Source organism: Variovorax paradoxus B4 (genome assembly GCF_000463015.1).
In the GTDB taxonomy this organism is placed as follows: Bacteria; Pseudomonadota; Gammaproteobacteria; order Burkholderiales; family Burkholderiaceae_C; genus Variovorax; species Variovorax paradoxus_E.
In genome coordinates this window covers 524,108-548,274 of sequence record NC_022234.1, presented here as the reverse complement: position 1 = coordinate 548,274, position 24,167 = coordinate 524,108, and the positions used below count along the sequence as shown (strand labels likewise).

At 65.6% G+C, this 24,167-nt stretch carries 23 protein-coding genes and 1 pseudogene; 17 read left to right on the top strand and 7 right to left on the bottom strand.

Features of this window, described 5'->3' with window-relative positions:
* The first annotated feature begins 35 nt into the window (after positions 1–35).
* From VAPA_RS35470 to VAPA_RS29700, 8 genes are all read left to right on the top strand, one after another.
* Positions 36–170, top strand: coding sequence for a hypothetical protein (locus VAPA_RS35470; RefSeq protein WP_268977830.1), 135 nt, complete (start codon positions 36–38; stop codon positions 168–170).
* 40 nt (positions 171–210) lie between these two features.
* Positions 211–966: a fused MFS/spermidine synthase gene (locus VAPA_RS29730; RefSeq protein ID WP_021003927.1), complete on the top strand. Its 756-nt coding sequence runs from the start codon at positions 211–213 to the stop codon at positions 964–966.
* A 173-nt stretch (positions 967–1,139) separates the two neighbouring features.
* On the top strand, positions 1,140–3,164 hold the full coding sequence (gene hyfB / locus VAPA_RS29725; protein WP_021003926.1) for a hydrogenase 4 subunit B: 2,025 nt from the start codon (positions 1,140–1,142) through the stop codon (positions 3,162–3,164).
* A gap of 7 nt (positions 3,165–3,171) precedes the next feature.
* Complete coding sequence (locus VAPA_RS29720; RefSeq protein WP_021003925.1) at positions 3,172–4,119, top strand: respiratory chain complex I subunit 1 family protein; 948 nt, start codon at positions 3,172–3,174, stop codon at positions 4,117–4,119.
* 1 nt (position 4,120) lies between these two features.
* Positions 4,121–4,783: a hydrogenase 4, membrane component E gene (locus VAPA_RS29715; RefSeq protein WP_021003924.1), complete on the top strand. Its 663-nt coding sequence runs from the start codon at positions 4,121–4,123 to the stop codon at positions 4,781–4,783.
* Positions 4,784–6,238, top strand: a complete 1,455-nt coding sequence (locus tag VAPA_RS29710) for a hydrogenase 4 subunit F (protein WP_021003923.1) — start codon at positions 4,784–4,786, stop codon at positions 6,236–6,238.
* Between the two features lie 3 nt (positions 6,239–6,241).
* On the top strand, positions 6,242–7,792 hold the full coding sequence (locus VAPA_RS29705) for a hydrogenase large subunit (protein WP_021003922.1): 1,551 nt from the start codon (positions 6,242–6,244) through the stop codon (positions 7,790–7,792).
* Positions 7,792–8,313, top strand: coding sequence for an NADH-quinone oxidoreductase subunit B family protein (locus tag VAPA_RS29700; RefSeq protein WP_021003921.1), 522 nt, complete (start codon positions 7,792–7,794; stop codon positions 8,311–8,313). Before VAPA_RS29705 ends, VAPA_RS29700 begins: the two co-directional genes overlap by 1 nt.
* 41 nt (positions 8,314–8,354) lie before the next feature.
* On the opposite strand, the gene VAPA_RS34650 is transcribed toward VAPA_RS29700, so the two are convergent.
* Positions 8,355–8,744, bottom strand: coding sequence for a hypothetical protein (locus VAPA_RS34650; RefSeq protein ID WP_021003920.1), 390 nt, complete (start codon positions 8,742–8,744; stop codon positions 8,355–8,357).
* Positions 8,745–9,011: 267 nt separating this feature from the next.
* Here VAPA_RS34650 and VAPA_RS34645 point away from each other — a divergent pair, with 267 nt between their 5' ends.
* The 4 genes from VAPA_RS34645 to VAPA_RS29675 all read left to right on the top strand — a co-directional run bounded on the left by VAPA_RS34645 (position 9,012) and on the right by VAPA_RS29675 (position 12,345).
* Positions 9,012–9,488, top strand: coding sequence for a hypothetical protein (locus VAPA_RS34645; protein ID WP_155248137.1), 477 nt, complete (start codon positions 9,012–9,014; stop codon positions 9,486–9,488).
* Positions 9,489–9,649: 161 nt separating this feature from the next.
* Positions 9,650–10,267, top strand: coding sequence for a hypothetical protein (locus VAPA_RS29685; protein WP_155248136.1), 618 nt, complete (start codon positions 9,650–9,652; stop codon positions 10,265–10,267).
* A 72-nt stretch (positions 10,268–10,339) separates the two neighbouring features.
* Positions 10,340–11,119, top strand: coding sequence for a fused MFS/spermidine synthase (locus VAPA_RS29680; RefSeq protein ID WP_021003916.1), 780 nt, complete (start codon positions 10,340–10,342; stop codon positions 11,117–11,119).
* A 146-nt stretch (positions 11,120–11,265) separates the two neighbouring features.
* A complete protein-coding gene (locus VAPA_RS29675; RefSeq protein ID WP_230559099.1) occupies positions 11,266–12,345 on the top strand; it encodes a TRAP transporter substrate-binding protein in 1,080 nt (359 codons plus the stop codon).
* 73 nt (positions 12,346–12,418) lie between these two features.
* Here the strand turns inward: VAPA_RS29675 and VAPA_RS29670 are convergent, their stop codons facing one another.
* The 4 genes and pseudogenes from VAPA_RS29670 to VAPA_RS35645 form a co-directional block, all read right to left on the bottom strand.
* Positions 12,419–14,032: a GMC family oxidoreductase gene (locus tag VAPA_RS29670; RefSeq protein ID WP_021003914.1), complete on the bottom strand. Its 1,614-nt coding sequence runs from the start codon at positions 14,030–14,032 to the stop codon at positions 12,419–12,421.
* The gene (locus VAPA_RS29665) at positions 14,029–15,027 is read right to left on the bottom strand and encodes an ABC transporter substrate-binding protein (RefSeq protein WP_021003913.1); all 999 of its coding nucleotides are present in this window, start codon (positions 15,025–15,027) and stop codon (positions 14,029–14,031) included. Before VAPA_RS29665 ends, VAPA_RS29670 begins: the two co-directional genes overlap by 4 nt.
* A 51-nt stretch (positions 15,028–15,078) precedes the next feature.
* Positions 15,079–15,894: an ABC transporter ATP-binding protein gene (locus VAPA_RS29660; protein WP_021003912.1), complete on the bottom strand. Its 816-nt coding sequence runs from the start codon at positions 15,892–15,894 to the stop codon at positions 15,079–15,081.
* A 103-nt stretch (positions 15,895–15,997) separates the two neighbouring features.
* Positions 15,998–16,396, bottom strand: a pseudogene (locus VAPA_RS35645) (ABC transporter permease); the annotation flags it as partial.
* A gap of 377 nt (positions 16,397–16,773) precedes the next feature.
* Here VAPA_RS35645 and VAPA_RS29650 point away from each other — a divergent pair.
* Positions 16,774–17,499, top strand: coding sequence for a GntR family transcriptional regulator (locus VAPA_RS29650; RefSeq protein WP_021003910.1), 726 nt, complete (start codon positions 16,774–16,776; stop codon positions 17,497–17,499).
* A complete protein-coding gene (locus VAPA_RS29645; protein WP_021003909.1) occupies positions 17,496–18,641 on the top strand; it encodes a mandelate racemase/muconate lactonizing enzyme family protein in 1,146 nt (381 codons plus the stop codon). Before VAPA_RS29650 ends, VAPA_RS29645 begins: the two co-directional genes overlap by 4 nt.
* Before the next feature lies 1 nt (position 18,642).
* On the opposite strand, the gene VAPA_RS29640 is transcribed toward VAPA_RS29645, so the two are convergent.
* Positions 18,643–18,978: a cupin domain-containing protein gene (locus tag VAPA_RS29640; protein ID WP_021003908.1), complete on the bottom strand. Its 336-nt coding sequence runs from the start codon at positions 18,976–18,978 to the stop codon at positions 18,643–18,645.
* Between the two features lie 66 nt (positions 18,979–19,044).
* The gene (locus VAPA_RS29635; RefSeq protein ID WP_041946681.1) at positions 19,045–19,239 is read right to left on the bottom strand and encodes a hypothetical protein; all 195 of its coding nucleotides are present in this window, start codon (positions 19,237–19,239) and stop codon (positions 19,045–19,047) included.
* 497 nt (positions 19,240–19,736) lie between these two features.
* On the opposite strand from VAPA_RS29635, the gene VAPA_RS29630 reads away from it, so the two are divergent.
* The 3 genes from VAPA_RS29630 to VAPA_RS29620 all read left to right on the top strand — a co-directional run bounded on the left by VAPA_RS29630 (position 19,737) and on the right by VAPA_RS29620 (position 24,162).
* Positions 19,737–20,750: a M14 family metallopeptidase gene (locus VAPA_RS29630; protein WP_021003906.1), complete on the top strand. Its 1,014-nt coding sequence runs from the start codon at positions 19,737–19,739 to the stop codon at positions 20,748–20,750.
* Positions 20,751–20,835: 85 nt separating this feature from the next.
* Entirely contained in the window at positions 20,836–21,828 is a 993-nt protein-coding gene (locus tag VAPA_RS29625; protein WP_021003905.1) for a Bug family tripartite tricarboxylate transporter substrate binding protein, read from the top strand.
* Between the two features lie 30 nt (positions 21,829–21,858).
* Positions 21,859–24,162, top strand: a complete 2,304-nt coding sequence (locus tag VAPA_RS29620; protein WP_021003904.1) for a molybdopterin-dependent oxidoreductase — start codon at positions 21,859–21,861, stop codon at positions 24,160–24,162.
* Positions 24,163–24,167: the final 5 nt, after the last annotated feature.

Below are 24,167 nucleotides of genomic sequence, written 5' to 3'. Positions count from 1 at the left end.
CGTTCTCGCGCACCACCGGATGACGGCACTGAACGATGCGCAGCCAATGCCTGCTTGTGATGCCGGACCTTGAACTCGACGCGCCGATGTTTCTCACCCCGCGCGTGGTGATCACGAACATGGATGTTGCCCACATCCGCGCTTCGCTGGCGCGCATGGCCCGGCGCTGAACCCGATTCCCCCATCAGAAACCAAGAACCGTTCTTGCTCATGCCCGACAGCCCAGCCTCCGTGCGACACGTCAAACCCTTCATCTACGAGACCGCCACTTCCAAGCTCCTTCATTTCTGCATCAGCGACATCCAGAGCCGCATGCGCATCAATGATCCCAACGCCTTGGCGCTCGAATACACGCGCACGATGATGGGCTTCCTGCTCTTCAAGCCCGACCCCCGGAGCATCGGGATGATCGGCTTGGGGGGCGGATCGCTGGCCAAGTTCTGCTATCGCTATCTGAGCCGGACCCGGATCCAGGTCGCCGAGATCAATCCGCATGTCATCGCATTGCGCGATGAGTTTCACATCCCCCCTGATGATGCGCGGTTCATGGTCTTTCAGGCCGATGGCGCGGACTTCGTGCATCGCGATCCCAGCCGCTTCGATGTCCTGATCGTGGACGGGTATGTCCTGGAAGGCCTGCCTGCCCAGCTGAGCTCCCAGGGTTTCTATGACGGCTGCTACGAGTCGCTCAGGCCCGACGGGATCATGGTGGTCAACCTGCAGCACGGGGACCCCGAAAGCGTCGACCACCTGATCCGGATCCGCCAGAGCTTCAATGAGTCCGTTCTTGTCGTCGAAGATGGCGAGGAGAGCCACAACATCGTGTTCGCCTGCAAGGGCAATGCCCTCGAGACGTATCGGCTCGGAGCCATCCGCAAGCCGCCCGACCTCGATCCCATCGCCGCCAGCCAGCTGCTGGCAGGGTTTGCACTGATCACATCCGCGCTGAAAGACCAGCGAAGCTAGTCCTTCCTGGATCGCATGGTATTCATATACCATGTGCTGAAGATACCCTTTGGATTTCAACGCAATGCTGAGGATCCATGGAACTCGAAGTTGTACGCAGGCCCTGTTCGCCGAACCTCACGGTCGGTGAAAGGCATCCTCTCGTGGCGCGCTGACCTCCAGAGTGCCCAGCCATGACCAGCCTGCCCTCTCCCGCGCATTGGCTCTGGCTGGATTGGGTACTCGTCGTTGCGCTGGGCTGGCTTCTGATCGGCATCGCCGGCGTCATGGCGTTGCATCGATTGGCACTGGTGTCCCGGCTGTTCTTTCCTGCCGGCGCGCTGCTCGGGCTGGCACTCTTCGGCCTGGCCCTGGGCGCATTGCTCGACACGCCCGAGGTCGCCGTGCTGCCCATCGGGTTGCCCGCATTGCCGTTCCATCTTCGCCTGGACAGCCTGTCGGCCTACTTCCTGATGGTGGTCGGAGGCTCGGCCGCAGGCATCTCCACATTTGCAGCCGGCTACTTCCGCAAAGGCGAAGGCACGCCGCCCGGCCTGCTGTGCCTGGAGTACCACGTCTTCCTGGTCAGCATGGTGGGCGTGATCCTCGCCGACGACGCGTATTCGTTCATGGTGATGTGGGAGACGATGGCGCTGTCGTCGTTCTTCCTGGTGACCGCGAACCACCGCCTGGCCGAGGTGCGCAGCGCCGGCTATCTCTACATCACGATGGCGAGAATCGGCGCCATTGCGGTCCTGCTGTGCTTCGGCGTGCTGCAGGCCGATACGGGCGACTACACATTCGCCAACATGCGCGCCCAGGCGTTGCCCCCGTTGTGGGCCTCGGCCGGCTTCCTGCTTGCGGTGTTCGGGTTCGGCGCCAAGGCCGGCATCCTGCCGCTGCATGTCTGGCTGCCCGAAGCCCACCCCGCGGCGCCCTCCCCCGTCTCGGCCATGATGAGCGGGGTCATGCTCAACACGGCCATCTACGGCCTGCTGCGCGTGTCCCTGGACCTGCTGAACACCCCCATGTGGTGGTGGGGCGGCCTGCTGCTGGCGATCGGCCTGGCGACGGCGCTGTTCGGCGTGATCTTCGCGGCGGTACAGGTCGACATGAAGCGACTGCTGGCCTATTCGTCGATCGAGAACATGGGCTTGCTGTTCGCCGGCATGGGACTGGCATTGATATTCTCAGCCTATGGCATGAAGCCGATGGCCGCACTCGCGTTGACGGCGACCCTCTATCACGTCGCAAGCCACGCGTTCTTCAAGAGCCTGCTCTTTCTTGGCGCCGGCAGCGTGCTTCATGCCACTTCCGAGAGAAACCTGGGCAAGCTGGGTGGACTGATCCGGACCATGCCCTGGGTCGCCTGGCTCACGCTGCTGGGCGTGCTGAGCAGCGCAGGCCTGCCGCCGCTGGGCGGGTTCGTCTCGGAATGGCTGCTGCTGCAGAGCTTCCTCTTCACGCCGGGACTGCCGGTGCCGCTCCTGACCATGCTCATCCCGGTGGTTGCCGCGCTCATCGTGCTGGTGGCCGCCCTGGCCGGCTACACGATGGTCAAGTTCTTCGGCGTGATCTTCCTCGGCCAGCCGCGCGAGGAGAAACTCGCCCATGCCAACGATGCCGGCCACTGGGAGCGCGTGGGCATGGCCTGGCTGGCGCTGGGCTGCGTTGCGCTCGGGCTGCTGCCGACGCAGTTCATCCGGCTGATCGATCCGGTGACGCGGCAACTCGTCGCATCGGGTCTGGGCGGCGAGCCGGCAGCCAACCGCTGGCTGTTGGCGCCGAACAGCCTCGAGCAGGCCAGCTATGGGCCCGTGATCCTGCTGCTCGGCATCCTCGGGAGTTTTGCACTCGCCTATCTGCTGGTGCGCGGCCTGTACCACGGACGCATGCGGCGCAGCCCGCCCTGGGCTTGCGGCTTTGCGTGGGGCACGGCACGCATGCAGGACACCGCCGAGGGCTTCGGCCAGCCCATCCGCCAGATCTTCGAGCCGTTCTTCCTGATGCGGCGCGACCTGCCCACCCCCTTCGATGCGAAGCCGCGCTACCGTGTGACGGTGGAAGACCGCTTCTGGCGCTGGCTCTATGTGCCCATCGCCGACCTGGCCGCGTATCTCGCGCGGCTGGTCGGCCTGATGCAGCAGGGGCGCATCTCGGTGTACCTGCTGTACAGCTTCCTGACACTCGTGGCCACGCTGCTCGTGGTCATGCGGTGAGCCTGCCATGAGTCTCACCGGCGTCATGTCGCAAGTGCTGGAGATCGTCATCGCGATCGCGCTGGCGCCCCTGTTGACCGGCTGGATCAACCTGTGGCGCGCGTGGCTCCAGAACAAGTCTGCACCCAGCCTCTGGCAGCCCTACCGCATGCTGCACAAGCTGTTTCACAAGGAATCGGTGATTGCCGAGCACGCATCGCGCTTGTTCCGCATCGCACCCTACGTGATGTTCGGCTGCATGGTGCTGGCCTGCGCCATCATCCCGACGCTGTCGACCGACTTGCCGCTGGCGCCGGCGGCCGATGCGATCGCGCTGGTCGGCCTGTTCGCCCTGGCGCGGGTGTTCATCTCGCTGGCCGCCATGGACATCGGCACCGCGTTCGGCACCATGGGAGCGCGCCGCGAAATGCTGGTCGGGTTTCTTGCCGAACCCGCGCTGCTGATGGTGCTGTTCTCGGCCTCGCTGATCTCCCAGTCCACGTCCCTCACGACCATTGTCGAGACGCTGGCGCGTCGGGAACTGGCCATCTATCCCGGGCTGGCCTTCACCGGGGTTGCATTCACGATGGTCTCGCTCGCCGAGAACGCTCGCGTGCCGGTGGACAACCCGGCCACGCACCTCGAGCTGACCATGATCCACGAGGCGCTCATTCTCGAGTACTCGGGCCGGCATCTGGCGCTGGTCGAATGGGCGTCCAGCCTGAAGCTGTTCGCGTACTCGTGTATCGGCTTGGCCCTGTTTTTTCCATGGGGCGTGGCCGAAGCCCAGGCCCCCCTGGAGATGCTGCTGGCCCTGCCCGCGCTGATGGGCAAACTCGCCGTTGGCGGCTTTCTGCTGGCCGTTCTGGAAACGGCGAGCGCCAAGATGCGCATCTTCCGCGTCCCCGAATTCCTCGCCACCGCCTTCCTGCTGGCGGTGATCGGCATGCTCGTGCACCTGCTGCTCAACCGCTGACATGAACAATGGCATCCTGACCCAGTTCGTCAACCTGCTCGGCGCAGTGCTGCTGATGCTCGCTTTTGCGATGCTCTCACAGCGGCGCATCCTCACGCTGATTCACCTGTTCACGATGCAGGGCGCCACGCTGGCGCTCGCCACCGTCGTCGTCGGCTACGCGACCCACCAGCACCACCTGTACCTGTCGGGCGGACTGACCCTGGTGCTCAAGGTGCTGTTGATCCCGTACCTGCTGCACCGGGTCGTCCGACGGCTCGGCATCCGCTCGGACGTCGAGACACTGATCAAGATCCCGACGACGATGCTCATCGGCATCGCGGTGGTGATCTTCGCCTTCAATCTGGCCATTCCCATCTCCCGACTGTCATCGGCGCTCGCCAGCGGCACGCTGGGCATCGCGCTGGCCTGCGTGCTGCTGTCGTTCCTGATGATGATCACGCGCGCCAAGGCGATTCCGCAGGTGATCGGCTTTCTCGCGATGGAGAACGGCCTGTTCTTCGCCGCGACGTCGGCCACCTACGGCATGCCGATGGTGGTCGAGTTCGGCATCGCGCTGGATGTGCTGATCGGCGTGCTGATCCTGGGCGTCTTCATGTTCCAGATCCGCGAGCAATTCGACAGCCTGGACATCCGCCACCTGGAAAAGCTCAAGGAAGACTAGATGCTTGCATTGGCCTTCCTCCTCGCAACCCCGCTGGCCGGCGGGTTGGTGCTGGCGCTGGTCGGCCACCGCGACAACGCACGCGACGTCAATGTCGCCTTCAGCCTGGGTACCTTCATTTCCGCCTGCGCGCTCACGGCGCAGATCGTCGAGAGCGGGCCGACGCTGGTGTGGGATCGCGAGTTCTACATCGATGCGCTGAATGTCTTTCTCGTCGCCCTGACCGCGTTCGTCGGCCTGACCACCGCCATCTTCTCGCGCCCCTACATGCGGGTGGAGCGCGACCATGGAAAGATGACCCCGCCACGCATGCGGCTCTACCACAGCATGTACCAGCTGTTCAGCTTCACGATGCTGCTCGCGTTGACGACCAACAACATGGGCATCATCTGGGTGGCCATGGAGGCCGCGACATTGACCACCGTGCTGCTGGTCAGCGTCTATCGCACCGCGGCCAGCCTCGAGGCCGCGTGGAAATACTTCATCCTGTGCGGCGTGGGCATCGCCCAGGCATTGTTCGGAACGGTGCTGCTCTACATGGCGGCCGAAAAGGTGATCGGCCCCGAAGGCGGCGCCCTGCTCTGGACCAACCTCGATGCGGTGAAGGGGCAGCTCGATCCGAACATCATCACGCTGGCGTTCGCGTTCCTGTTCATCGGATACGGGACCAAGGTCGGCCTGGTGCCGGTCCACAACTGGCTGCCCGATGCGCATGCCGAGGGTCCGACACCGGTGTCGGCGGTGCTGTCGGGCCTGCTGCTGAACGTCGCGCTCTATGCGATCCTGCGCTGCAAGGTGTTGACCGACGGCGCACTGGGCAGTCCCCTGGCCGGCCGGCTGATGATGGGGTTCGGCCTGCTGTCGGTGGTGGCGGCGGTGTTCTTCCTGATCCGGCAGAAGGACGTCAAGCGCATGTTCGCCTACTCGTCGATCGAGCACATGGGCATGATGACCTTCGCCTTCGGCATGGGCGGCCCCATCGCCAACTACGCCGGGCTGCTGCACATGACGGTGCACTCGCTGATCAAGTCGGCGATCTTCTTTGCCGTCGGCCATGCGGCGCAGAAGGCCGGCACCCAGGTCATGGAAAACATCCGCGGACTCATCAAGGTCAGCCCGACGGTTGCCTGGGGGCTGATGCTCGGATCGCTCGCCATCCTCGGCATGCCACCGTTCGGCGTCTTCGCCAGCGAGTTCCTGATCGTCACGACCGCAATGCGCGAGCAGCCCTGGGCAACCCCGTTTCTGCTGGTCGCCCTGGGATTGGCGTTCGCGTCCGTCTTCAGCCGGATCCAGCCCATGGTCTTCGGGGAGACCAACGTCAAGCCCCTGGCGCATCCTCCGGCCCTGGTTCCGGTGTTCGTGCATCTGGCGCTGGGCCTGATGCTCGGCCTCTACATCCCGCCCTATCTGAACGCCTGGTACGTCCAGGCGGCGGCCATGCTGGGGAACTGACCGATGGCGCCGCCGGAACTCGGACTCGATCTGCGGCGACTGCCCTCGCCGATGCCCATCTGGCATGGACGGGTGCAGCGCAGCGCCTGGAGCACCGCCGCGCGCCGCGTCGCGGACACCGGCGGGCGCCTGGTCTCGGTCTGGGGCGTCGATCGCCGCGCGCACGGCGACGTGACGGCGGTGTGTGCCGCGTATGCCGTGCGCGAAGGGCTGGTCTGGCTCGAACTTCGCCTGGAAGACGCTGCGCAGGGGTTTCCCGACCTGGCCGGCCTGTTCCCCTGTGCGCAACGCATGCAACGCGCCGTCGCGGATCTGTCGGGCATTCGCGCGGAAGGCCAGGAGGACGATCGCCCCTGGCTCGACCACGGGGCATGGCCGCCCGGACCGCCGCCCCTTCAATCAACCGCCCGGTTCGAGCGAGCCGCGCGGGGCGCGCTTCCCGCCGACTACCCTTTCGTGCGCGTCGACGGCGACGGGGTGCACGAGATCGCCGTCGGACCCGTGCATGCCGGCATCATCGAGCCCGGCCACTTTCGTTTTTCCGTCGTGGGCGAAAAAGTGCTCAGGCTCGAGGAGCACCTGGGGTACACGCACAAGGGCGTGGAGCGCCGGTTCACGGAACTGGCGCCGCTCGAGGGCCACCGACTTGCAGGCCGCATCTCCGGCGACACGACGGTGGCCTACGCCTGGGCCTACAGCATGGCGCTCGAGTCGGCCTGGGGCTGCGACATTCCGGAACGCGCCAGCTGGCTGCGTGCGCTGATGCTCGAGCGCGAACGCGTGGCCAACCACCTGGGCGACCTTGGCGCGCTGGCCAACGACGCGGCGCTCGCCTTCGGCCTGGCGCAGTTCTCCCGGCTGCGCGAAGACTGGTTGCGCCTGTCCGGGCAGATCTTCGGCCACCGCCTGATGATGGACGCCGTCATCCCTGGCGGCGTGGCGGTCGATCCGACGCCGTCCATGCGGGATCGCCTGCGCGCGCAATGCGATGCGGTCGAGCAGGAGGTGCGCGTGTTGAGGCGCATATACGACGAGCATGCGGGTCTGCAGGACCGATTTGCCGGGGCCGGACAGGTCACGCCCGAGCTGGCCGCGCGACTCGGCCTTACGGGCCTGGCGGGACGCGCGAGCGGGCAGGCGGCCGATCTGCGCTGCGACTTCCCGCGGCCGCCCTACGATGGGCTGAAGGTCGAGATCGCGACGCAGCACGACGGCGACGTCGCGGCGCGCGTGGCGGTACGGTTCGACGAGGCGTTCGAGTCGTTGCGGCTCATCCGTGCCATCTGCGCCGGCTTGCCGGGCGGCGCGGCCCGGGCCGAGGTGGCGCACCGGACTTCGGCATCGCTGGGTGCGGGCCGGGTCGAAGGATGGCGCGGCGAGGTGTTCGTTGCGTTGGAAATCTCGGACGACGGCCGCATCGTGCGATGCCACTGCCACGATCCATCCTGGCAGAACTGGCCGGTGCTGGAGCACGCCATCATCGGCAACATCGTTCCGGACTTTCCGCTGATCAACAAGTCCTTCAACCTGAGCTATTCGGGACACGACCTCTGATGTGGCACATCCTCAAGCAGATCGTGCGCACCGGCATCGTCACCGAGCCGGCGCCGCAGGCCGACGATGCCGAACACGCCGCCGTCGATCGCATCCACCGCGACATCCTCGCCATCCTTGGCCAGGCACTGACGATCCGTGCCGTCGATGCCGGCTCGTGCAATGGCTGCGAGCTCGAGATCCATGCGCTCAACAACCCCTACTACAACATCGAAGGGCTCGGCATCAAGTTCGTTGCCAGCCCGCGCCATGCCGACATGCTGCTGGTGACCGGACCGGTCTCGCGCCATATGGAGGAGGCGTTGAAGCGCACTTACGATGCCACGCCGCAACCCAGGCTGGTGGTTGCCGTCGGCGATTGCGGCTGCACCGGCGGCATCTTCGGCGAGAGCTATGCCAGCTGCGGCAGGGTGGCGAATGTGATTCCTGTCGACGCGGTGGTGCCCGGCTGCCCCCCGCCTCCGATCGACATCCTGCGCGGGATCCTCGGTGCAGTGAGACGGTGCCAGCCAGACGTCTGAGACCGCCATGACGCTTCGTCGCTCCCATGCCGACGAAGCGTCTACAGCCGAAGAAGTTCGCCGGGCTTCAGGCCGGGCAAGGCTCCACGGCCTTCTCGCCACGCCGCAACTGCCTCGGCATATCGCTCGCTGCAATCCCGCAAGGGACGATATGTTTGATCATCCTGGGCCGCGTCACCCAATTCCGCGAACAACCAGATGGAGCCGCCAACCGTAGCGAAATCCTTGGCGAGGCAGCGAAGCCCATCGTCTCGCCCTGGGCCTGCAGGCAGGGTATAGATGGATCTGTCCAACTGCACGCAGTCGAGAGCGGCAAAGAGATGCACGATGTGCGGCGGGACAAATGCCGCTCCCTCGGGGCGATGGACGATCAGTAGCTCGAGGCGTGAAGGATTGGTGCTGGGTTCTTCGATGCGCTGCAGCGGTTTCATGTCTTCCGGGGTATCCGTTCAGAATAGGCATTGACGGCACAACATGTACTGCGCTGCGTGCGACCTTCGCTTGATTTGGATCAACAAGGCCAGCGGCCGCCACGTAACCAAGGCCCGGACCCTTTTGTGCCTGCACGTCGCCTGACGACCAAAGCTCCCTGACACCCGTCAGCGAGACCGGCGTGATGGCGCGGCGCTGGATGTGACGTCGCTCGCCAAGGGCAGCGCGATGCACGCCGGCAGCCTGGCCGGCGCCTTGATTCGCAGTTGCCTGTTGGCATTCTTGCGCCCGAAAACGACCTCGATCGCAGACTGCGACACGCCCAACCCGCCCGCCAGGAAGCGCCGCTTGCATTTGCTTTTTATGATAATGAAATGATAATTGCAAATATATATAATGAAAACTATATTTGTGTCAGCTCCATCGAACCAAGTGTTCTTCACCTCGGCCCACTGTTCATGCGCGTGCATTTCCCTCGAGAACTCGTTCACCGGCTCTTTTTCCGAAAGACGGATCGCCAGTTGGCAGGCATGCTCGCGTTCTTGAGCGGGGCAATCAACGTGGGCGCAGTGCGGCGGCGCGCATCCAACATGGCCGAGACTGTGTCTGCCATTTCTAACGACTTGGCCATCGGCTTTGCGACGACGCTTCCCTTGGCCGCAGGGCGTCTCGCATTGGCTGTGCCTTCAACGCTGCAAGACCTCTGGGCCATGGAGAACGATTCGCGGGCCGATGTGCCATGACAGCAGCTGCGGAGAGGCCGGGCCTCGCATCCAATCGACACATCAAGCTCTTGCGCTACCAACCTCGGTCCGGAGGGCGAAGCCGTCCCTTCGGGGCCATCTGGAAACAGGAAGGCCGTATCCGATGGATATCGCCGATCATCCGGGAGCACGACGACGCAGTGGATGCCAAGCTCTTTGTCGACTGGTTTCCGGAGGCAATCTACGATTTTGACCAGTTTGCGGCCGCCGTTGCCTGGCTGCAGTGGGTTTGCAGTCGTGTGCAAGAGTTGCCGGACGTCGCACAAGCTTGCAGAGCCGAAGAATCCCTGGGCTTGAACTGCATTCAATACGCGGGCCCGGAAGACGGGGCGGACCTCGCCGCCCTGCTGGACGGAGGCAGTCAGGCCCGGTTGCCGGATATCGGAATGCTTCGGACCATTGTCAACCTGACCCTGAAGCATCTGCTCCAGGTGCACCCCGTTCTGAGAGGCCTGGCACTGGAAATCGCGGCGGCAGACTCTGCCGAATGTGCGCGCTTGACTCTTTCTGACGGCAGGCTTGTACGCATCTACCTTGATCGCGATACGCATGCAAGCGAGGTGGTTCCGCAACTGCTCGCGGAGAGCGGCCGGCGATTTCACCGGCGCCTGGATTCAGAGATTTCTTTTTTTGTGTTCGCCCAATTGAGAAGTGCCTTGCCTCTCAGGCTCAACGCCAGCGTGCTCGCAACCGGCATGCGGCAACCGCACATTGCCAATGGATTGGTTCGCCTCGTCTGGTCCACGCCGCTCGCCTAGAACAGGGACATCTTCTGCGCCTCCATCCGGCTGCGGCGTATCTGCGGCCTCTGCCAACTCACAGAATCATCAATGTCAGATCTCCTCGAGTGCCACAAGCATCCGCGTGCCCTTGTTGACAAATCACTGAATTCGAAGACCTTGCGCTTCTCGGTCTGGGATGTTCAGAGTCGAATGCTCATCGACCGGCCGAACGACCTCGTGCTGGCATACACACGGCTCATGATGGGGTTCTTGCTGTTCTCGCCCGATCCTCGGCATCTCGCGATGATCGGCTTGGGCGGTGGATCACTGGCGAAATTCTGCTATCGGCATTTGCCCGATACGCGCATCCAGGTGCTTGAAATCAACCCCTATGTGATCGCACTGCGCAATGAGTTCGAAGTTCCCGCCGATGATCATCGGTTCAGTATCAGGAAGGAAGATGCCGCCGACTACATTCGTACAGCCCCGTACCGCTTTGACGTGATCATGGCCGATGGATTCGATGCCAATCAAATACCACTGAATCTTTGCTCGCAATCCTTCTATGACAACTGCCGCGAAAAGCTGGAGCCCAACGGGGTTCTGGTGGCCAACCTCCACGCCGGCCATGAGCACTTTCCGACGCACCTGGAACGAATAAGGAAGAGCTTTGCCGGCCAGGTCATTGCCGTGAGCGACCTCGAGGACAACAACGTCATTGCATTTGCCTTTAAGGAAATTGCGCCATTGGCGCTCCTTCCAAACAATCTGAACCACTGCGCATCGACGTTGGCGCCCGAAGCATGGCGCCAGCTGGAACCCAGTTTCTTCAGAATCAAGAAGTTCGGACGGCAACATGGCGAGTCAGGATCCAGGTCGACCAGATGAGAGTTGACTCGTTGATCCGGATGACTTGGAACGTTTCGCTGGACGCGTTGAAATTTTCCTGGCGGACGCCTTCAGGTGCCGGATCACTTTGCCCGAGGGCTTCCTCGATGCCGACGCCGCAACAGCCACACCCTTTGACGACCGCCTTGATCGATATCGCTGGCATCATTCATGTCGGCCATAGCGGCCATCTTCACCTGAGGTTGAAAACAAACATGTCTGGATTCGCGCTCCGAAATCCCTTGACGACGAAATCCTCCCTTCTGGGTCTCGTTGCCGCACTGTTTGCCCTCACCGTCGTCGCCCAGCCAACGACAACACTGCGCATCACCACAGAATATCCGGCCACTTCGATGCCCGGCCTCGGCGTTTCATCTTTCGCGGAGCGGGTGGCGCAGAAGACGGGCGGCAGACTGATGTTCGAGACCAGCTTCGACGCCACCGCCGGATTCAAGTCCGCCGACATGGTGGATGCGGTCCAGGCGCGCAAGATCGATGCGGCCGATGCCTTTGCCGGCGGCGTGGCGAACAAGTACCCATTGTTTGCCGTGTCGTCACTGCCCTTCCTGGCGGATTCGCTGCCACGTGCAGAAGCGCTTCTCAAGGCTGCACGCCCGGCTTACGAGCGGTTCCTTCAGGCGCACGGGCAAAAGCTGCTGTACACGACGCCGTGGCCCGCGTCCGGAATCTGGTCCAGGAAGCCGGTGACGTCCCTCGATGGACTGCGGGCGCTTCGCATCCGCACTTACGACGACATGTCGCAAGCGACGCTGACAGCGGCGGGCGCCTGGGCATCCAACATCTCGTTCGCCGACGCGATGGCGCGCATCGCCGCCGGCGATGTCGACGCGGTACTCTCCTCCGGCGACGGCGGCGCCGGCCGCAAGCTCTGGCAATACCTGCCGGCGTTCACGGAGATCAACTACGCCATGCCGATCTCGATCGCAACGATCAACCTGGCGGCCTACGAAAGCCTCGACGCAGCCGGCAGGACGGCCGTTGACCAGGCGGCTGCCGAAACCGAGACGGCACAGTGGCAGCGCATTCGCAGCCGCCTGGAAGACAACTACAGGGTCATGCACAGCAATGGCGTCGTGATCGAAATGAATGTACCGCCGAGCGTCACCGGTGCACTGAAGGCGGCGTCGGTCGGTGCGGTCAGGCAATGGAAAGAGAAAGTGGGGCCGGACGCCGATGACATCCTGAAGCGGTTTGGCAGCAACTAGTCGCGTGCCGCGAGGGCCGTGGATGAAGAACATCGATCTGATCCCAAAACGCGTCTCCATACGGTAGCGATTCCTACCGCGCTTCCAGCACCATCGCCGCCCCCTTCTCCGCAATCATGATCGAGGCGGCATTGGTGTTGGTCGACACCATGGCCGGCATCACGGCGGCGTCGATCACGCGCAGCCGCTCGATGCCGCGCACGCGCAGCTGCGGGTCCACCACCGACCGCGCGTCGCCGCCCATGCGGCAGGTGCCCGCAGGATGGAACACGGTGCCGCCCTTGTGGCGCGCGAAGGCCTCGAGCGCGGCATCGTCGGCCGCATCGCGCCCGGGCAGGTATTCCTCGTCCGTGACCAGGTCGCAGAAGGCCGGCTGGCGGTAGATCTCGCGCAGCATCCTGAGGCCCGCCACCAGCACCTTGGCGTCGTGCGGATCGCTCAGGTAATTGGAGACGATGCGCGGCGGGGTCAGCGGATCGGCCGAGCGGATCTGCACCGTGCCGCGCGACAGCGGCCGGCACTGGGTGGCCGAGGCCGAGAAGCCCGAGAAGCGGTGCAGCGGATCGCCCGGCTTGTCCACCGACAGCGGCATCACGTTGAACAGCACGTCGGGCCGGCCACCCTGCGCGAGCGGGCTGCAGACCATGCCGCCGACCTGCCCCGCGCCCACCGTGAGCGGGCCCCGCTGGCGGAACAGCCACTGCGCACCCATGGCGGCCAGGGCGAGCGGGTTGCGCACCTGGTCGTTCAGCGACATGCGCTTCTTCAGCTTGACGATCACCCGCGCCTGGTAGTGGTCCTGCAGGTTCTCGCCGACCTGCGGCGCATCGGCATGCACGGCGATGCCGTGGCCGCGCAGCAGGCCGGCCGGGCCCACGCCCGACAGCTGCAGCAGCTGCGGCGACTGCAGCGCGCCCGCGGCCAGCAGCACCTCGGCGTCCGCGCGGGCGCTGCGCGGCTCGCCATCCTGCAGCCATTCCACGCCGACCGCGCGGCCCTGCTCGATCAGCACGCGCGTCACGTGCACGCCGGTCAGTACCGTGAGGTTTGGCCGGACGCGCACCGGCGCCAGGAAGGCCGTGGCCGCATCGCAGCGCCAGTGGCCGCGCAGCGTCAGCTGATAGGCGCCCAGTCCTTCGGTGCGCGCGCCGTTGAAGTCCGGGTTGCGGCCATGGCCGGCCTGCACGCCCGCCTCGATCCACGCGTTGCAATAGGGGTGCTCGTTGCGCAGGTCGGACACGCACAGCTCGCCCGAGGCGCCGTGGTACTCGCTCTCGCCGCCCCGGTAGCGCTCGGACTTCTTGAAGTACGGCAGCACCTCGCGAAAGCTCCAGCCCCCGGCGCCGGCCACGGCGGCCCAGTCGTCGAAGTCGGCATGCTGGCCGCGGATGTACAGGAGCCCGTTGATCGCACTGGAGCCGCCCAGCACCTTGCCGCGCGGCCAGACGATGGCGCGGTTGCCCGTGGCCTCCTGCGGCTCCACGGCGAACTGCCACGAATAGCGCTTGTCGTAGATGGTGCGGAAGTAGCCGATGGGCATGCGCAGCCAGAAGGCGCCGCCCTCGCCGCCCGCCTCGAGCACCAGCACGCGGCAGCGCGCATCGGCGCTCAGGCGGTTGGCCAGCACGCAACCGGCCGAACCGGCGCCGACGATGATGTAGTCGTAGCCGCCGGCGCCCGCCGTCATGCCTTGACGGTCTCCAGGAAGGGCTTGGCGTCGAAGTACTGCTCGGCCTTCAGTGCGCCCTGGATGTTGGCGTTGGCGACGAAGAAGTCCGTCACCTGCTGCAGCCACCTGGTGACCGTGCCGTCCTGGTAGCGCGTGCGCCATTCGGCGTTGGTGTAGTACTTGGAGGCCTTGAACTGCTCCTTGAAGTCGGCCAGCGGCACCTCCTTGTACTGGGTCTTCTGCAGCATCTCGGCCGCCGCGTCGGGCTTGCCGGTGACCACGTCGTTGACCTCGGCCCACGCGGCGATCAGCTTGGTGATGACCGCGCGGTTCTTGTCGTAGTAGTCGTTGCGCGCGGCCCAGCCGCCCATGATGGCGGCCTCCGGGAAGAAGGCCGAGGCGTCGACCAGCTTGCGCGCGCCCGGCAACTTCTGGCGGATCACCGAATCGAAAGGCACCCACAGCGCCACCGCCGGCACCGCGCCGGAGATGAAGGACGTGACGGCCTCGGTCATGCGCTGGTTGACCAGCTTCACGTCCTTGGCCGGGTCCAGGTTGCCCGAACGCAGCGCGCGGTCCAGGAACACGTGCGCCGTGGTGCCCGTGGTGGTGGAGATCTGCTTGCCCTTGAGGTCGGCCACCGTCTTGATGCCGGCGTCCTCGCGCACCCACAGCTGGGCCGTCGCGTACTCGATGTTGTTCATCAGGAACACCTTGCCCTGGCCGCGCGCCGGAAAGTTGGAAACCACGGCGCCGGTGGACAGCATGTCCAGGCTGCCGCCGATCATGGCCTGGAACAGCTCCAGGCCGGTGGTGAACTGGATCATCTCCAGCTCGAGCCCCTGCTTCGCAAAGGCGCCGCTCTCCTGCCCAATCCAGATGTGGCCGTCCACGGCCGGGGTGTGCAGGTAGCCCACCTTGACCTTGGTCCTCGCCTGGGCGAAGGCGGGCATGCCGCCGGCCAGTGCGGCCGCGCCGGCGGCCTGGATCAGTTGTCTGCGTCGAAGGGCCATGGTGTGTCTCCTGTGGCTGGGTGGTGAAAGCGGCGAAGGGTAGCGAGGCGGCTAGTCCGCCATGCGCACGGCCTGCCGGGCCTGCGCGGCGTATTCCTGCATGACGAGCTCGCGGATGTGGGCGCGCAGTTCGGCGAAGCGCGGCGCCTCGTGCAGGTTCTCCGCGCGCGGGTAGCCGAAGGGAACGTCGATGACGGTGCGGATGCGCGCCGGCCGCGCAGTGACCACGACGATGCGCGACGACAGGTAGATCGCCTCCTCCACCGAGTGGGTGATCAGCATCACGGTCTTGCCGTCGCTCTGCAGCACCTGCAGCAGCAGGTCCTGCATGGCCGAGCGGGTCTGCGCGTCGAGCGCGCCGAAGGGCTCGTCCATCAGCAGGAATTCCGGCCGCACCGCGTAGGCCCGCGCGATCGCCAGCCGCTGGCGCATGCCGCCCGACAGGTGCTTCGGAAAATGCCCTGCGAAGTCCGAAAGCCCCATCAGCAACATGTAGCGCTGCGTGATCTCCTCGCGCTCGGCCGCCGGCACCCGGCTGGCGGAGAGCTTCAGGCCGAACTCGATGTTCTGCCGCACCGTGAGCCACGGGAACACGCCGTATTCCTGGAAGATCACGCCGCGGTCGGGCCCCGGCGCGGCCACCGGCTTGCCATCGAGCAGCACCTGCCCGCTGGTGGGTTGGACGAAGCCGCCGACGATGTTCATCATCGTCGTCTTGCCGCAGCCCGACGGGCCGATGATGGAGACGAACTCGCCGTTGCGGATGTCGAACGACACGTCGTCGAGCACGCGCATGGGGCCATGCTCGGTGGGGAAATCCACCGACACGTGCTCGAAGCTGATGCGGATGGGTTGCGGTGGCGTCATGGCAAGCGGCCCTCCTTCAGGCGATGCGGTCCTGCCAGGCCACCAGCCGGCGCGTGGCAAGGCGCAGCAGCAGGTCCATGACCAGCGCGATCACGCCGATGCAGATGATGCCGACGTAGATGATGTCGAGCTGGAAGAACGAGGAGGCGTTCTGGATCAGCGCCCCCAGGCCCTGCTGGGCCGCGATGAGCTCGGACGCGACCAGCGTGGCCCACGCCACGCCGAGCGCCACGCGCACCGCCGTGAGGATGTGCGGGATGGTGAGCGGCACGATCACCTTGCCGAAGATCTCGACGTCGCTGGCGCCCAGCGTGCGCGCCACCTTGATGTAGATCGGGCTGATCTGCGCGATGCCCTCGTACATGACGATCACGCCCGCGAAGAACGACGCATAGAAAAGGATCGCGGTCTTGGCCGCTTCGCCGATGCCGAAGTACACGATCACCAGCGGGATCAGCGCAATCGGCGGCAGCGCGCGAAAGAAGTTGATGACCGGGTCCATGAAGCTGCGCAGGCCCCGGTACCAGCCGAGGCAGAAGCCCACGGGCACCGCCAGCGACACGCCCAGGGCGACGCCGATGAAGACACGCTGGGTCGACATGTAGATGTCTTCCCAGAGCCTGCCGCGCGACAGCTCGACGAACTTGGCCAGCACCATGTGCGGCGCCGGCACCAGCGCGGGATTGACCAGGCCGCTGGCGCGGATGGCGTACCAGAGCGCCAGGATCAACAGCCACGGCGCCACTATCAGCAGCGCGCGCGTCAGTCTGGAAGGGGAGCTTCTCATCGGCGGTTTGTCTCTCGTTGCGGACTTCGGCCCGCAGGCTTGCGTCTCTATAGGTCTGTCATACTATAGACCATACGTTTGCCTGATAAAACATGTCTTCCAAGTTTCTCGACAGCCCGATGCCCCGCTACCACCAGCTGGCGGACCTGCTGCGCCAGCGCATCGCGCGCGGCATCTGGCCGCGCGAGCACCGGCTTCCCTCGCTCGAGGAACTGACGGCGGAATTCGGCGTGGCGCGCGTCACGGTGCGCCAGGCCATCGACCTGCTCGCGCGCGAGGGCCTGGTGTCGCCGCAGCAGGGCCGCGGGACCTTCGTCACCGGCATGCCCAACCGCGACCGGTTCATCAGTGTGGTCACCAGCCTGGACGAGCTGGCGCGCGTCTACGAGGACACGCAGCCGAAGATCATGAACATCGACGAGGCCGCGACCTCCCCGCCGCTGGCGCCGGGCGAAGGCCAGCCGGCAGCGCGCTATGCCTTCATGCGTCGCGTGCACTTCCGCGACGGCCGCGCCTACTGCGTGATCAACATCTACCTGGACGAACGCATCTTCCGCAAGGCGCCCGAGAAGTTCCGTACCAAGACGGTGATCCCGCTGCTGATCGCGATGAAGAGCGTGAAGATCGCCCAGGCGCACCAGGTGCTGACCATCGGCACGGCCGACATGGAGGTGGCCGGGCTGCTGGCGCTGCCGATGAATGCGCCGGTGGCCGAGGTGCGCCGCATCTTCAAGGACGCGGAGGACACCGTGATCTACCTGGCCGACGTCACCTACCGCGGCGATGCCATCCGTGTCGAAATGAACCTGAAACCATGAAACCGCTGCCCCTTTCCAGCCTCCATGCCGCGCGCATCGAGGCCTTCGTGTTCCGCTGCCCGATCGCCACGCCCGTGCGCACCTCGTTCGGCACCATGCACGACCGGCCGGCCGTCTTCGTGCGCGTGGAAGACCACGACGGCGCCGCGGGCTGGGGCGAGATCTGGTGCAACTTCCCTTCCTGCGGCGCGGAGCACCGGGCCCGGCTCGTGGACACCGTGATGGCGCCGCTGCTGACGAGCCGCGCCTTCGACGGCCCCGCCGAAGCCTTCGACTGGCTGACGCAGCGCACCGCCGTGCTGGCGATCCAGTCCGGCGAGCCGGGCCCGATGGCGCAGGTGATCGCCGGCATCGACCTGGCGCTGTGGGACTTGTGCGCGCGCCGCGCCGGCCAGCCGCTGTGGCACTACCTGGGCGGCGCGCACGACGGCGTGGACGTGTATGCCAGCGGCATCAATCCCGACCGTCCGCAGGAGCTGGCCGCGGCGCGGCTGGCCGAAGGCTACCGCGCGTTCAAGCTCAAGATCGGCTTCGGTCGCGAGCGCGATCTCGCGAACCTGGCGGCCATGCGCGAGGTGCTGGGCCCCGGCCTGCCGCTCATGACCGACGCCAACCAGGCCTGGAGCCTGGAAGAAGCCTGCCGCATGGCGCCGCAACTGGAAGCCTTCGGCCTCGGGTGGCTCGAGGAGCCGCTGCGGGCCGACCGGCCATGGCACGAATGGCAGCAGCTGTCGCAGGCCACGGGCATTCCGCTGGCGGCCGGAGAGAACATCGCAGGCCCGGCGGCATTCGATGCCGCGATCGGGCAAGGGGTGCTGTCCGTGCTGCAGCCCGACAGCGCCAAGTGGGGCGGCATCTCCGGCTGCTGGCCCGTGATCGCGCGCGCCCAGGCGGCGGGCCTTCGCTACTGTCCGCACTACCTGGGCGGCGGCATCGGCCTGCTGCATTCCGCCCATCTGCTGGCCGCGGCCGGCGGCGGCGGAATCCTCGAGATCGATGCCAACCCCAACCCGCTGCGCACCGCGCTCGCACCTGCGCTGTCGCGCGTGACCGAAGGCCGCAGTCGCCTGGGCCAGCAGCCGGGCGTCGGTGTCGAGCCCGATCTGCGCGCGGTGGCGCAGCTGGCTGCGGCGGGCTGCTGACTCAGTCGGTGCGGCTGGCCGGCAGCACGATGGTCATCAACAGCCTGGCGTCTTCCAGCGCGTGCAGGCCGTGCGGCACGCCGCCCGCAAGGTACATGACCTGATCGGCCTCCAGCAGCTTCACATTGCCGTCGAGCTGCACCTCGACCTTGCCGCGCATGCACTGCAAGGTCATCGACGTCGAGACGGCATGCGACGGAACCTGCTTGCCGGCCGGCAGCACCAGCCACATGATCTCGATGTCGCGGGCCTTCAGCAGTGCACAGGTTTCCGTCGCCTGCCCGTCGAGCGCGCCCAGGTTCACGACCTGGCCGGAGGATGCATGCGTGAGTGCCATGCGCGCAGTTTGGCAAGGCGCGCGGGCGCTGTCCAGAGGGCGGTCCTCCAGCGCAGCGCCTGTCGCCTACCGTTTCACCTGCAGGCGGATCGATCCGTTGACCGAGCTCTTGACCCTGGCACTCCCGCCCGAGGCCCAGCGCCTGCCGATTTCGCCATGGAGGCCGGTTGCCTGGCCCACCGCGAATGTGAAGCCCGCAGCGAGCTCGGTGCTCGTGCCGCCGGTGGGCGCGGCGATGTCGGTACGGGTCGCGCCGTTCACGAAGCGCGTGCGGTCCCGCCTCCGCCGGCGCGCGCTTGCACCACCGCGCCTGGGATGCTTGCGTCGCCGAGGTCCATGTGCTCATGGATCAACTGCAGTTGCGGCTCGACCGGACCGCCGCATCGAGCCCGAAAACCGGCGCCGGTTCGGCTTGAAAAGACATCACATTCTTTAATATTTCCCCGGTGAACATTGCGTGCGCGTCCATGGGTCTCGGTCAGCGGCGGCGCGGTGTCTGCGAGCCCCGTCGCGTGCGCTTCCGGATTCGCACCAGTTCGCACATCTCCGTCCCCAGTCCAGTGCACTTCCTGCACTGATCGGACGCATTCCCTCAAAAGCATTAACAGCACTGATGGTTTTTTCGGCTTTGCTGATTTGTGTGTCGAGAGGCCCACGCCATACGATGGGCACCTTGGTTTGCAGAGGCCCGGGCCGTTCATCCAAGGCGGGCGGCTCTCAATGCATCCGGTGGCGCGCAGCTCTAAAGGGAATATTCAATGGCTTCAATTGGTGAATGGCTCGCGGCGGACAGGTCGCCCGCACGAAGATCCGGCACGGTGCGGGTCGGCTCCATGGCGTCGGGTGTCGACGTCGGGCTGCCGTGGGTGGCCGTGCGTGGCGCACGGCCTGGTCGCACGCTGTGGCTGCACGGCCAGGTGCATGGAGACGAAATCAACGGCATCGTCGCCGCACTCCGGTTTGTCCGCGAGCTCGATCCCCAGGCCATGGCGGGAAACGTGGTCGTCACGCCCACCGGCAACCCCCAGGCACTTGACGCGCGGCGCAAGCGCAACCCGTACGACGAGCTGGATCTCGACCAGAGCTATCCAGGCAATGCGGGCGGCCTGATCACGGAGCGCGTGGCGCACGCGCTGTTCGCCGAAGTTCGCGGCGTGGCGGACGTGTTGATCAACCTGCACACGATGAACCCGCTGTTCGACGCGCCACCGTATGCCGTCTACAAGGTGCATCCGGGCAGCACCGTGACCGAAGCCGACGTGCTCGGCGCCATTGCGCCGTTCTTCCCGGCCCTGGCTTGTCGCCAGGACGTGAGCGGCAAGGGCGAGTTGCCCGGCAACATCGCCGGCGCCCTGGACTATCAATGCCTCGCCGCCGGCATCTGCGCCTTCATGCTCGAACTCGGCAGCGGGAGCCGCCTGCAGCCGGACAACGTTGCGCTGGCCGAGCGCGGCTTTGCGGGGCTGGCTCAGCGACTTGGAATCCTCGAAGGCAAAAAGGCGGGTGCATCGACCCTGCGCACCGTCAGTCGCCGCGGCTGGATCACCGCCGACGAAGGGGGGTTGTTCGTGCCCGCATTCAAGGCGGGCGATCGCGTCCCGGCGGGCGGTTCGCTGGGCGAGATGCTGCGGTTCGACGGAAGTTCGGTGCCTGTCGCCGCGTTGGAGCGCGAGGGCATCCTGATTGGCCTTCGCAGCGATCCCGTGGTCCACACCGGCGAACGCCTGGCATTCGTCGCCTGGGAATGGCAAGACGCCTCGGTGGCGGCCTGATCCCATTCTTCTCGTCCCCCGTTCCGCCCCGTTTTCAACTCATCGCCCCGCCCATCGCGAGGCCAGCCCTCCTCAAGGAAGTCAAATGCGATCCATCGTCTCTTGCATCGGCCGCCGCGCCGTCCTCGCCAGCGCCGCTCTGGCGCTCGTATCTTCCTTCAGCGTGCCTGCAGCAGCACAGTCGGACTGGCCCTCGAAGCCCGTGCGGATCATTGTGGGATTTCCCCCCGGCGGCGGCGCGGACGTTCTGGCGCGTGCCATCTCCATCGGACTGGCGCATGAAATCAATGGCACCGTCATTGTGGAGAACCGCCCAGGCGCCGGCGGCCTGACCGCAACGGAGTTCGTGGCCAAGTCGCCGGCCGACGGCTACACGCTCTACATCGCGACCCCTGGCTCGTTCACGATCTGGCCCGGTCTGCGAAAACTCAATTACGACGCCCGCAAGGATTTCGTCGCCATCAGCACCCTGGTGACCATGCCCAACCTGCTGCTGACGAGCGCCAGCGCGCCCTACCAGAACGTCGCCGGACTCATCGCGGCCGCCAAGGCGCCGGGCGCGCAGATCAACTATGGCTCGGGCGGCGTCGGCACCATAGGCCAGATCGCCGCCGAGCAGTTCAATCTCATGGCCGGCCTGCGCCTGACGCATGTTCCCTACAAGGGCACAGCCCCGCTGCTGTCCGACGTCATTGGTGGCGTGGTCCCCATCACATTCGCCGACCCGTCGGCCAAATCGCTGATCGATGGCGGCAAGCTGCGCGTCCTGGCGGTGACCACGTCTCAGCGCTCCCGTCTCTTTCCGAACGTGCCGACGATGGCGGAGGCCGGTGTCCCGGGATATGACCTCAAGAACTGGTATGGCCTGGTCGCGCCAGCGGGCACGCCCTCCGACATCGTCGCGAAGCTCAATGCCGCACTCGTCAAGATCATGGCGCAGCCAGATGTGAGGCAGCGCCTGGAGGGCGCCGGCATGGAAGCCACCTCCAGTTCGCCGACCCAGTTCACGGACCTGATGAACACCGAGCGCACCAAGTGGGGTGCACTGATTGCCAAAGTCGGCATGCGACCCGAGTGATGCGCTTGTGCACCTCCCGCAGACTGAGCAATGAGCAGTACCGACACGATCCCGATGCTTCCCCATACATCACACTGGGGAGCCTTCTCTGCCGGATGGAAGGACGGCCGTCTCCAGGTGCGGCCCCACCCCAACGATCCCGATCCGAATCCCCTGATCGAGAACTTTCCCGAGGCGATCCACCACAGGGCACGCGTGACGACGCCCATGTTGCGCCGCGGCTGGTTGGAGAACGGCCCCGGCCCGGACCTCCGGCGCGGGGTCGACGAATTCGTTGCCGTGGGATGGGACGAAGTGCTGGACCTGCTCGCCAAGGAGCTCGAGAGAGTGCGGGATGCGCACGGCCCGGGTTCCATCTTTGGCGGTTCATACGGGTGGTCGAGTGCGGGACGCTTTCATCACGCCCAAAGCCAGGTGCATCGCTTTCTGAACACGACCGTGGGCGGCTACGTGCGTTCCGTCAACAGCTACAGCGCCGGCGCATCGGGCCCGCTCATGCCGCACATCCTCGGCGCGCTCGACGATGTGTCCAGGCGCAACGTCACTTGGGAGCAGATCGTCGAGCACACCGACGTGGTGCTCGCCTTTGGCGGCATGGCACTGAAGAATTCGCGCGTGGCGTCCGGCGGCGTCAGCCGACACGTTGAACGCGAATCCATGCAGGCTGCGGCTCGACGCGGCTGCAGGTTCATATCCATCAGCCCCCTCAAGAGCGACATGCCCAGCGAGGCGGCGTTCGAATGGCTCGCGCCCACGCCGGGGACTGATACCGCACTGATGCTGGGGCTGGTGCACCGGCTGGTGAGCGAGGGCCTGCACGACCGAAGCTTCATTGACACCTGCTGCGACGGTTGGGAGATTTTCGAGAACTACCTCATGGGCCGTAGCGACGGCGTGCCAAAGAGCTGCGCATGGGCCGCATCAATTTGCGGCATCGCCGAGACAGCTCTCATCGAACTCGCGCGATCGCTCGCCGGCAAGCGCACGCTCGTCGTCATCGCGCATTCGCTGCAGCGCTCGGAACATGGCGAGCAGCCTGTCTGGATGGGTGCAGTGCTCGCAGCCGTGCTGGGCCAACTGGGGTTGCCGGGAGGTGGCTACAACTACGCCCTGGGAACGCTGGCCCACTATGGCAAGCGAAACAATGCGGTCTCGGTGGCCGCTCTCCCGCAAGGCACCAATGGAGTGGAGGATTTCATCCCGGTGGCGCGCATCAGCGACATGCTGCTGAATCCTGGCCAACCGTACGACTACAACGGCCAGCGGCGCATCTACCCGCACATCCGGCTCGCCTACTGGGCGGGGGGCAATCCCTTTCACCATCACCAGGATCTCAAGCAGCTGGCCGCGGCGTTTCGCACGCTCGACACATTCGTGGTGCACGAAATCGCCTGGACGGCCACCGCGCGCCATGCGGACATCGTGCTTCCGTGCACCATGACGCTCGAGCGCGAGGACATCGGTGCAACGCCGACCGATCCGCTGTTCGTGGCCATGCACCGCATCGCCGAACCGCACGGTCTGGCGAGAGACGACTACGACATCTTCTGCGACCTGGCCCGGCGCATCGGCACCTGGGACGCGTTCAGCGAGGGCCGCGATACGCGGCAGTGGCTGGCCCACCTTTACGAGCGGACGCGCAAGGGGTTGCTCGATCTTGGCCTGGAGGCGCCGGATTTCGAAACATTCTGGAAGCGCGAAGAAATGCGGGTGCCGCAGAAGGACGACGACGGCGGCATGCTGCGCGCCTTTCGCGTCAATCCGACCAGGTCGCCATTGCCCACGCCCAGCGGAAAGGTCCAGATCAGTTCAGCAGTCATTGCGGGATTCGGTTATGCCGACTGCCCGGGGCACCCCGCCTGGTTGCCACCGACTTTCAAGCCCGACGCGCAACACCCGCTGTGGCTGATCGCCAACCAGCCCCATTCGAAACTTCACAGCCAACTCGATTTCGGTGGCCACAGCCGGTCGACCAAGCGTCAGGACCGGGAGGTCTGCACCATGCACCCAGCAGCCGCACGGGCTCGCGGGATCCGGGAAGGCGACATCGTGCGGATATTCAACGAGGTGGGCGCCTGCCTTGCGAGCGCGACCCTTTCGCAAGACATGCTGGAGAGTGTGGTGCAATTGCCCACAGGCGCCTGGTACGACCCGGCATACGACGCACTGGGCCGTCCGATGTGCGCGCATGGGAACCCGAACGTGCTGACGCGCGACATCGGGACTTCGTCGCTTGCGCAGGGCTGCGCTGGCCAGCTGTCGACCGTTCAGGTCGAGCGCTACAACGGCGCCCTGCCGGCCATTCGCGCCTTTGAACCTCCACCCGCTCGCTGACGATC

Bases quoted from the DNA above. Each gene is read 5' to 3' on its own strand.
- VAPA_RS29700 (WP_021003921.1), top strand. From the start codon at position 7,792: ATGTGGCACATCCTCAAGCAGATCGTGCGCACCGGCATCGTCACCGAG.
- VAPA_RS29630 (WP_021003906.1), top strand. From the start codon at position 19,737: ATGGCTTCAATTGGTGAATGGCTCGCGGCGGACAGGTCGCCCGCACGA.
- VAPA_RS29620 (WP_021003904.1), top strand. From the start codon at position 21,859: ATGAGCAGTACCGACACGATCCCGATGCTTCCCCATACATCACACTGG.
- VAPA_RS29730 (WP_021003927.1), top strand. From the start codon at position 211: ATGCCCGACAGCCCAGCCTCCGTGCGACACGTCAAACCCTTCATCTAC.
- VAPA_RS29645 (WP_021003909.1), top strand. From the start codon at position 17,496: ATGAAACCGCTGCCCCTTTCCAGCCTCCATGCCGCGCGCATCGAGGCC.
- VAPA_RS29665 (WP_021003913.1), bottom strand. From the start codon at position 15,027: ATGGCCCTTCGACGCAGACAACTGATCCAGGCCGCCGGCGCGGCCGCA.
- VAPA_RS29715 (WP_021003924.1), top strand. From the start codon at position 4,121: ATGAACAATGGCATCCTGACCCAGTTCGTCAACCTGCTCGGCGCAGTG.
- VAPA_RS29650 (WP_021003910.1), top strand. From the start codon at position 16,774: ATGTCTTCCAAGTTTCTCGACAGCCCGATGCCCCGCTACCACCAGCTG.
- VAPA_RS29640 (WP_021003908.1), bottom strand. From the start codon at position 18,978: ATGGCACTCACGCATGCATCCTCCGGCCAGGTCGTGAACCTGGGCGCG.
- VAPA_RS29680 (WP_021003916.1), top strand. From the start codon at position 10,340: ATGTCAGATCTCCTCGAGTGCCACAAGCATCCGCGTGCCCTTGTTGAC.
- VAPA_RS29670 (WP_021003914.1), bottom strand. From the start codon at position 14,032: ATGACGGCGGGCGCCGGCGGCTACGACTACATCATCGTCGGCGCCGGT.
- VAPA_RS29660 (WP_021003912.1), bottom strand. From the start codon at position 15,894: ATGACGCCACCGCAACCCATCCGCATCAGCTTCGAGCACGTGTCGGTG.
- VAPA_RS29710 (WP_021003923.1), top strand. From the start codon at position 4,784: ATGCTTGCATTGGCCTTCCTCCTCGCAACCCCGCTGGCCGGCGGGTTG.
- VAPA_RS35470 (WP_268977830.1), top strand. From the start codon at position 36: ATGCGCAGCCAATGCCTGCTTGTGATGCCGGACCTTGAACTCGACGCG.
- VAPA_RS34650 (WP_021003920.1), bottom strand. From the start codon at position 8,744: ATGAAACCGCTGCAGCGCATCGAAGAACCCAGCACCAATCCTTCACGC.
- VAPA_RS29625 (WP_021003905.1), top strand. From the start codon at position 20,836: ATGCGATCCATCGTCTCTTGCATCGGCCGCCGCGCCGTCCTCGCCAGC.
- VAPA_RS29720 (WP_021003925.1), top strand. From the start codon at position 3,172: ATGAGTCTCACCGGCGTCATGTCGCAAGTGCTGGAGATCGTCATCGCG.
- VAPA_RS29705 (WP_021003922.1), top strand. From the start codon at position 6,242: ATGGCGCCGCCGGAACTCGGACTCGATCTGCGGCGACTGCCCTCGCCG.
- hyfB (WP_021003926.1), top strand. From the start codon at position 1,140: ATGACCAGCCTGCCCTCTCCCGCGCATTGGCTCTGGCTGGATTGGGTA.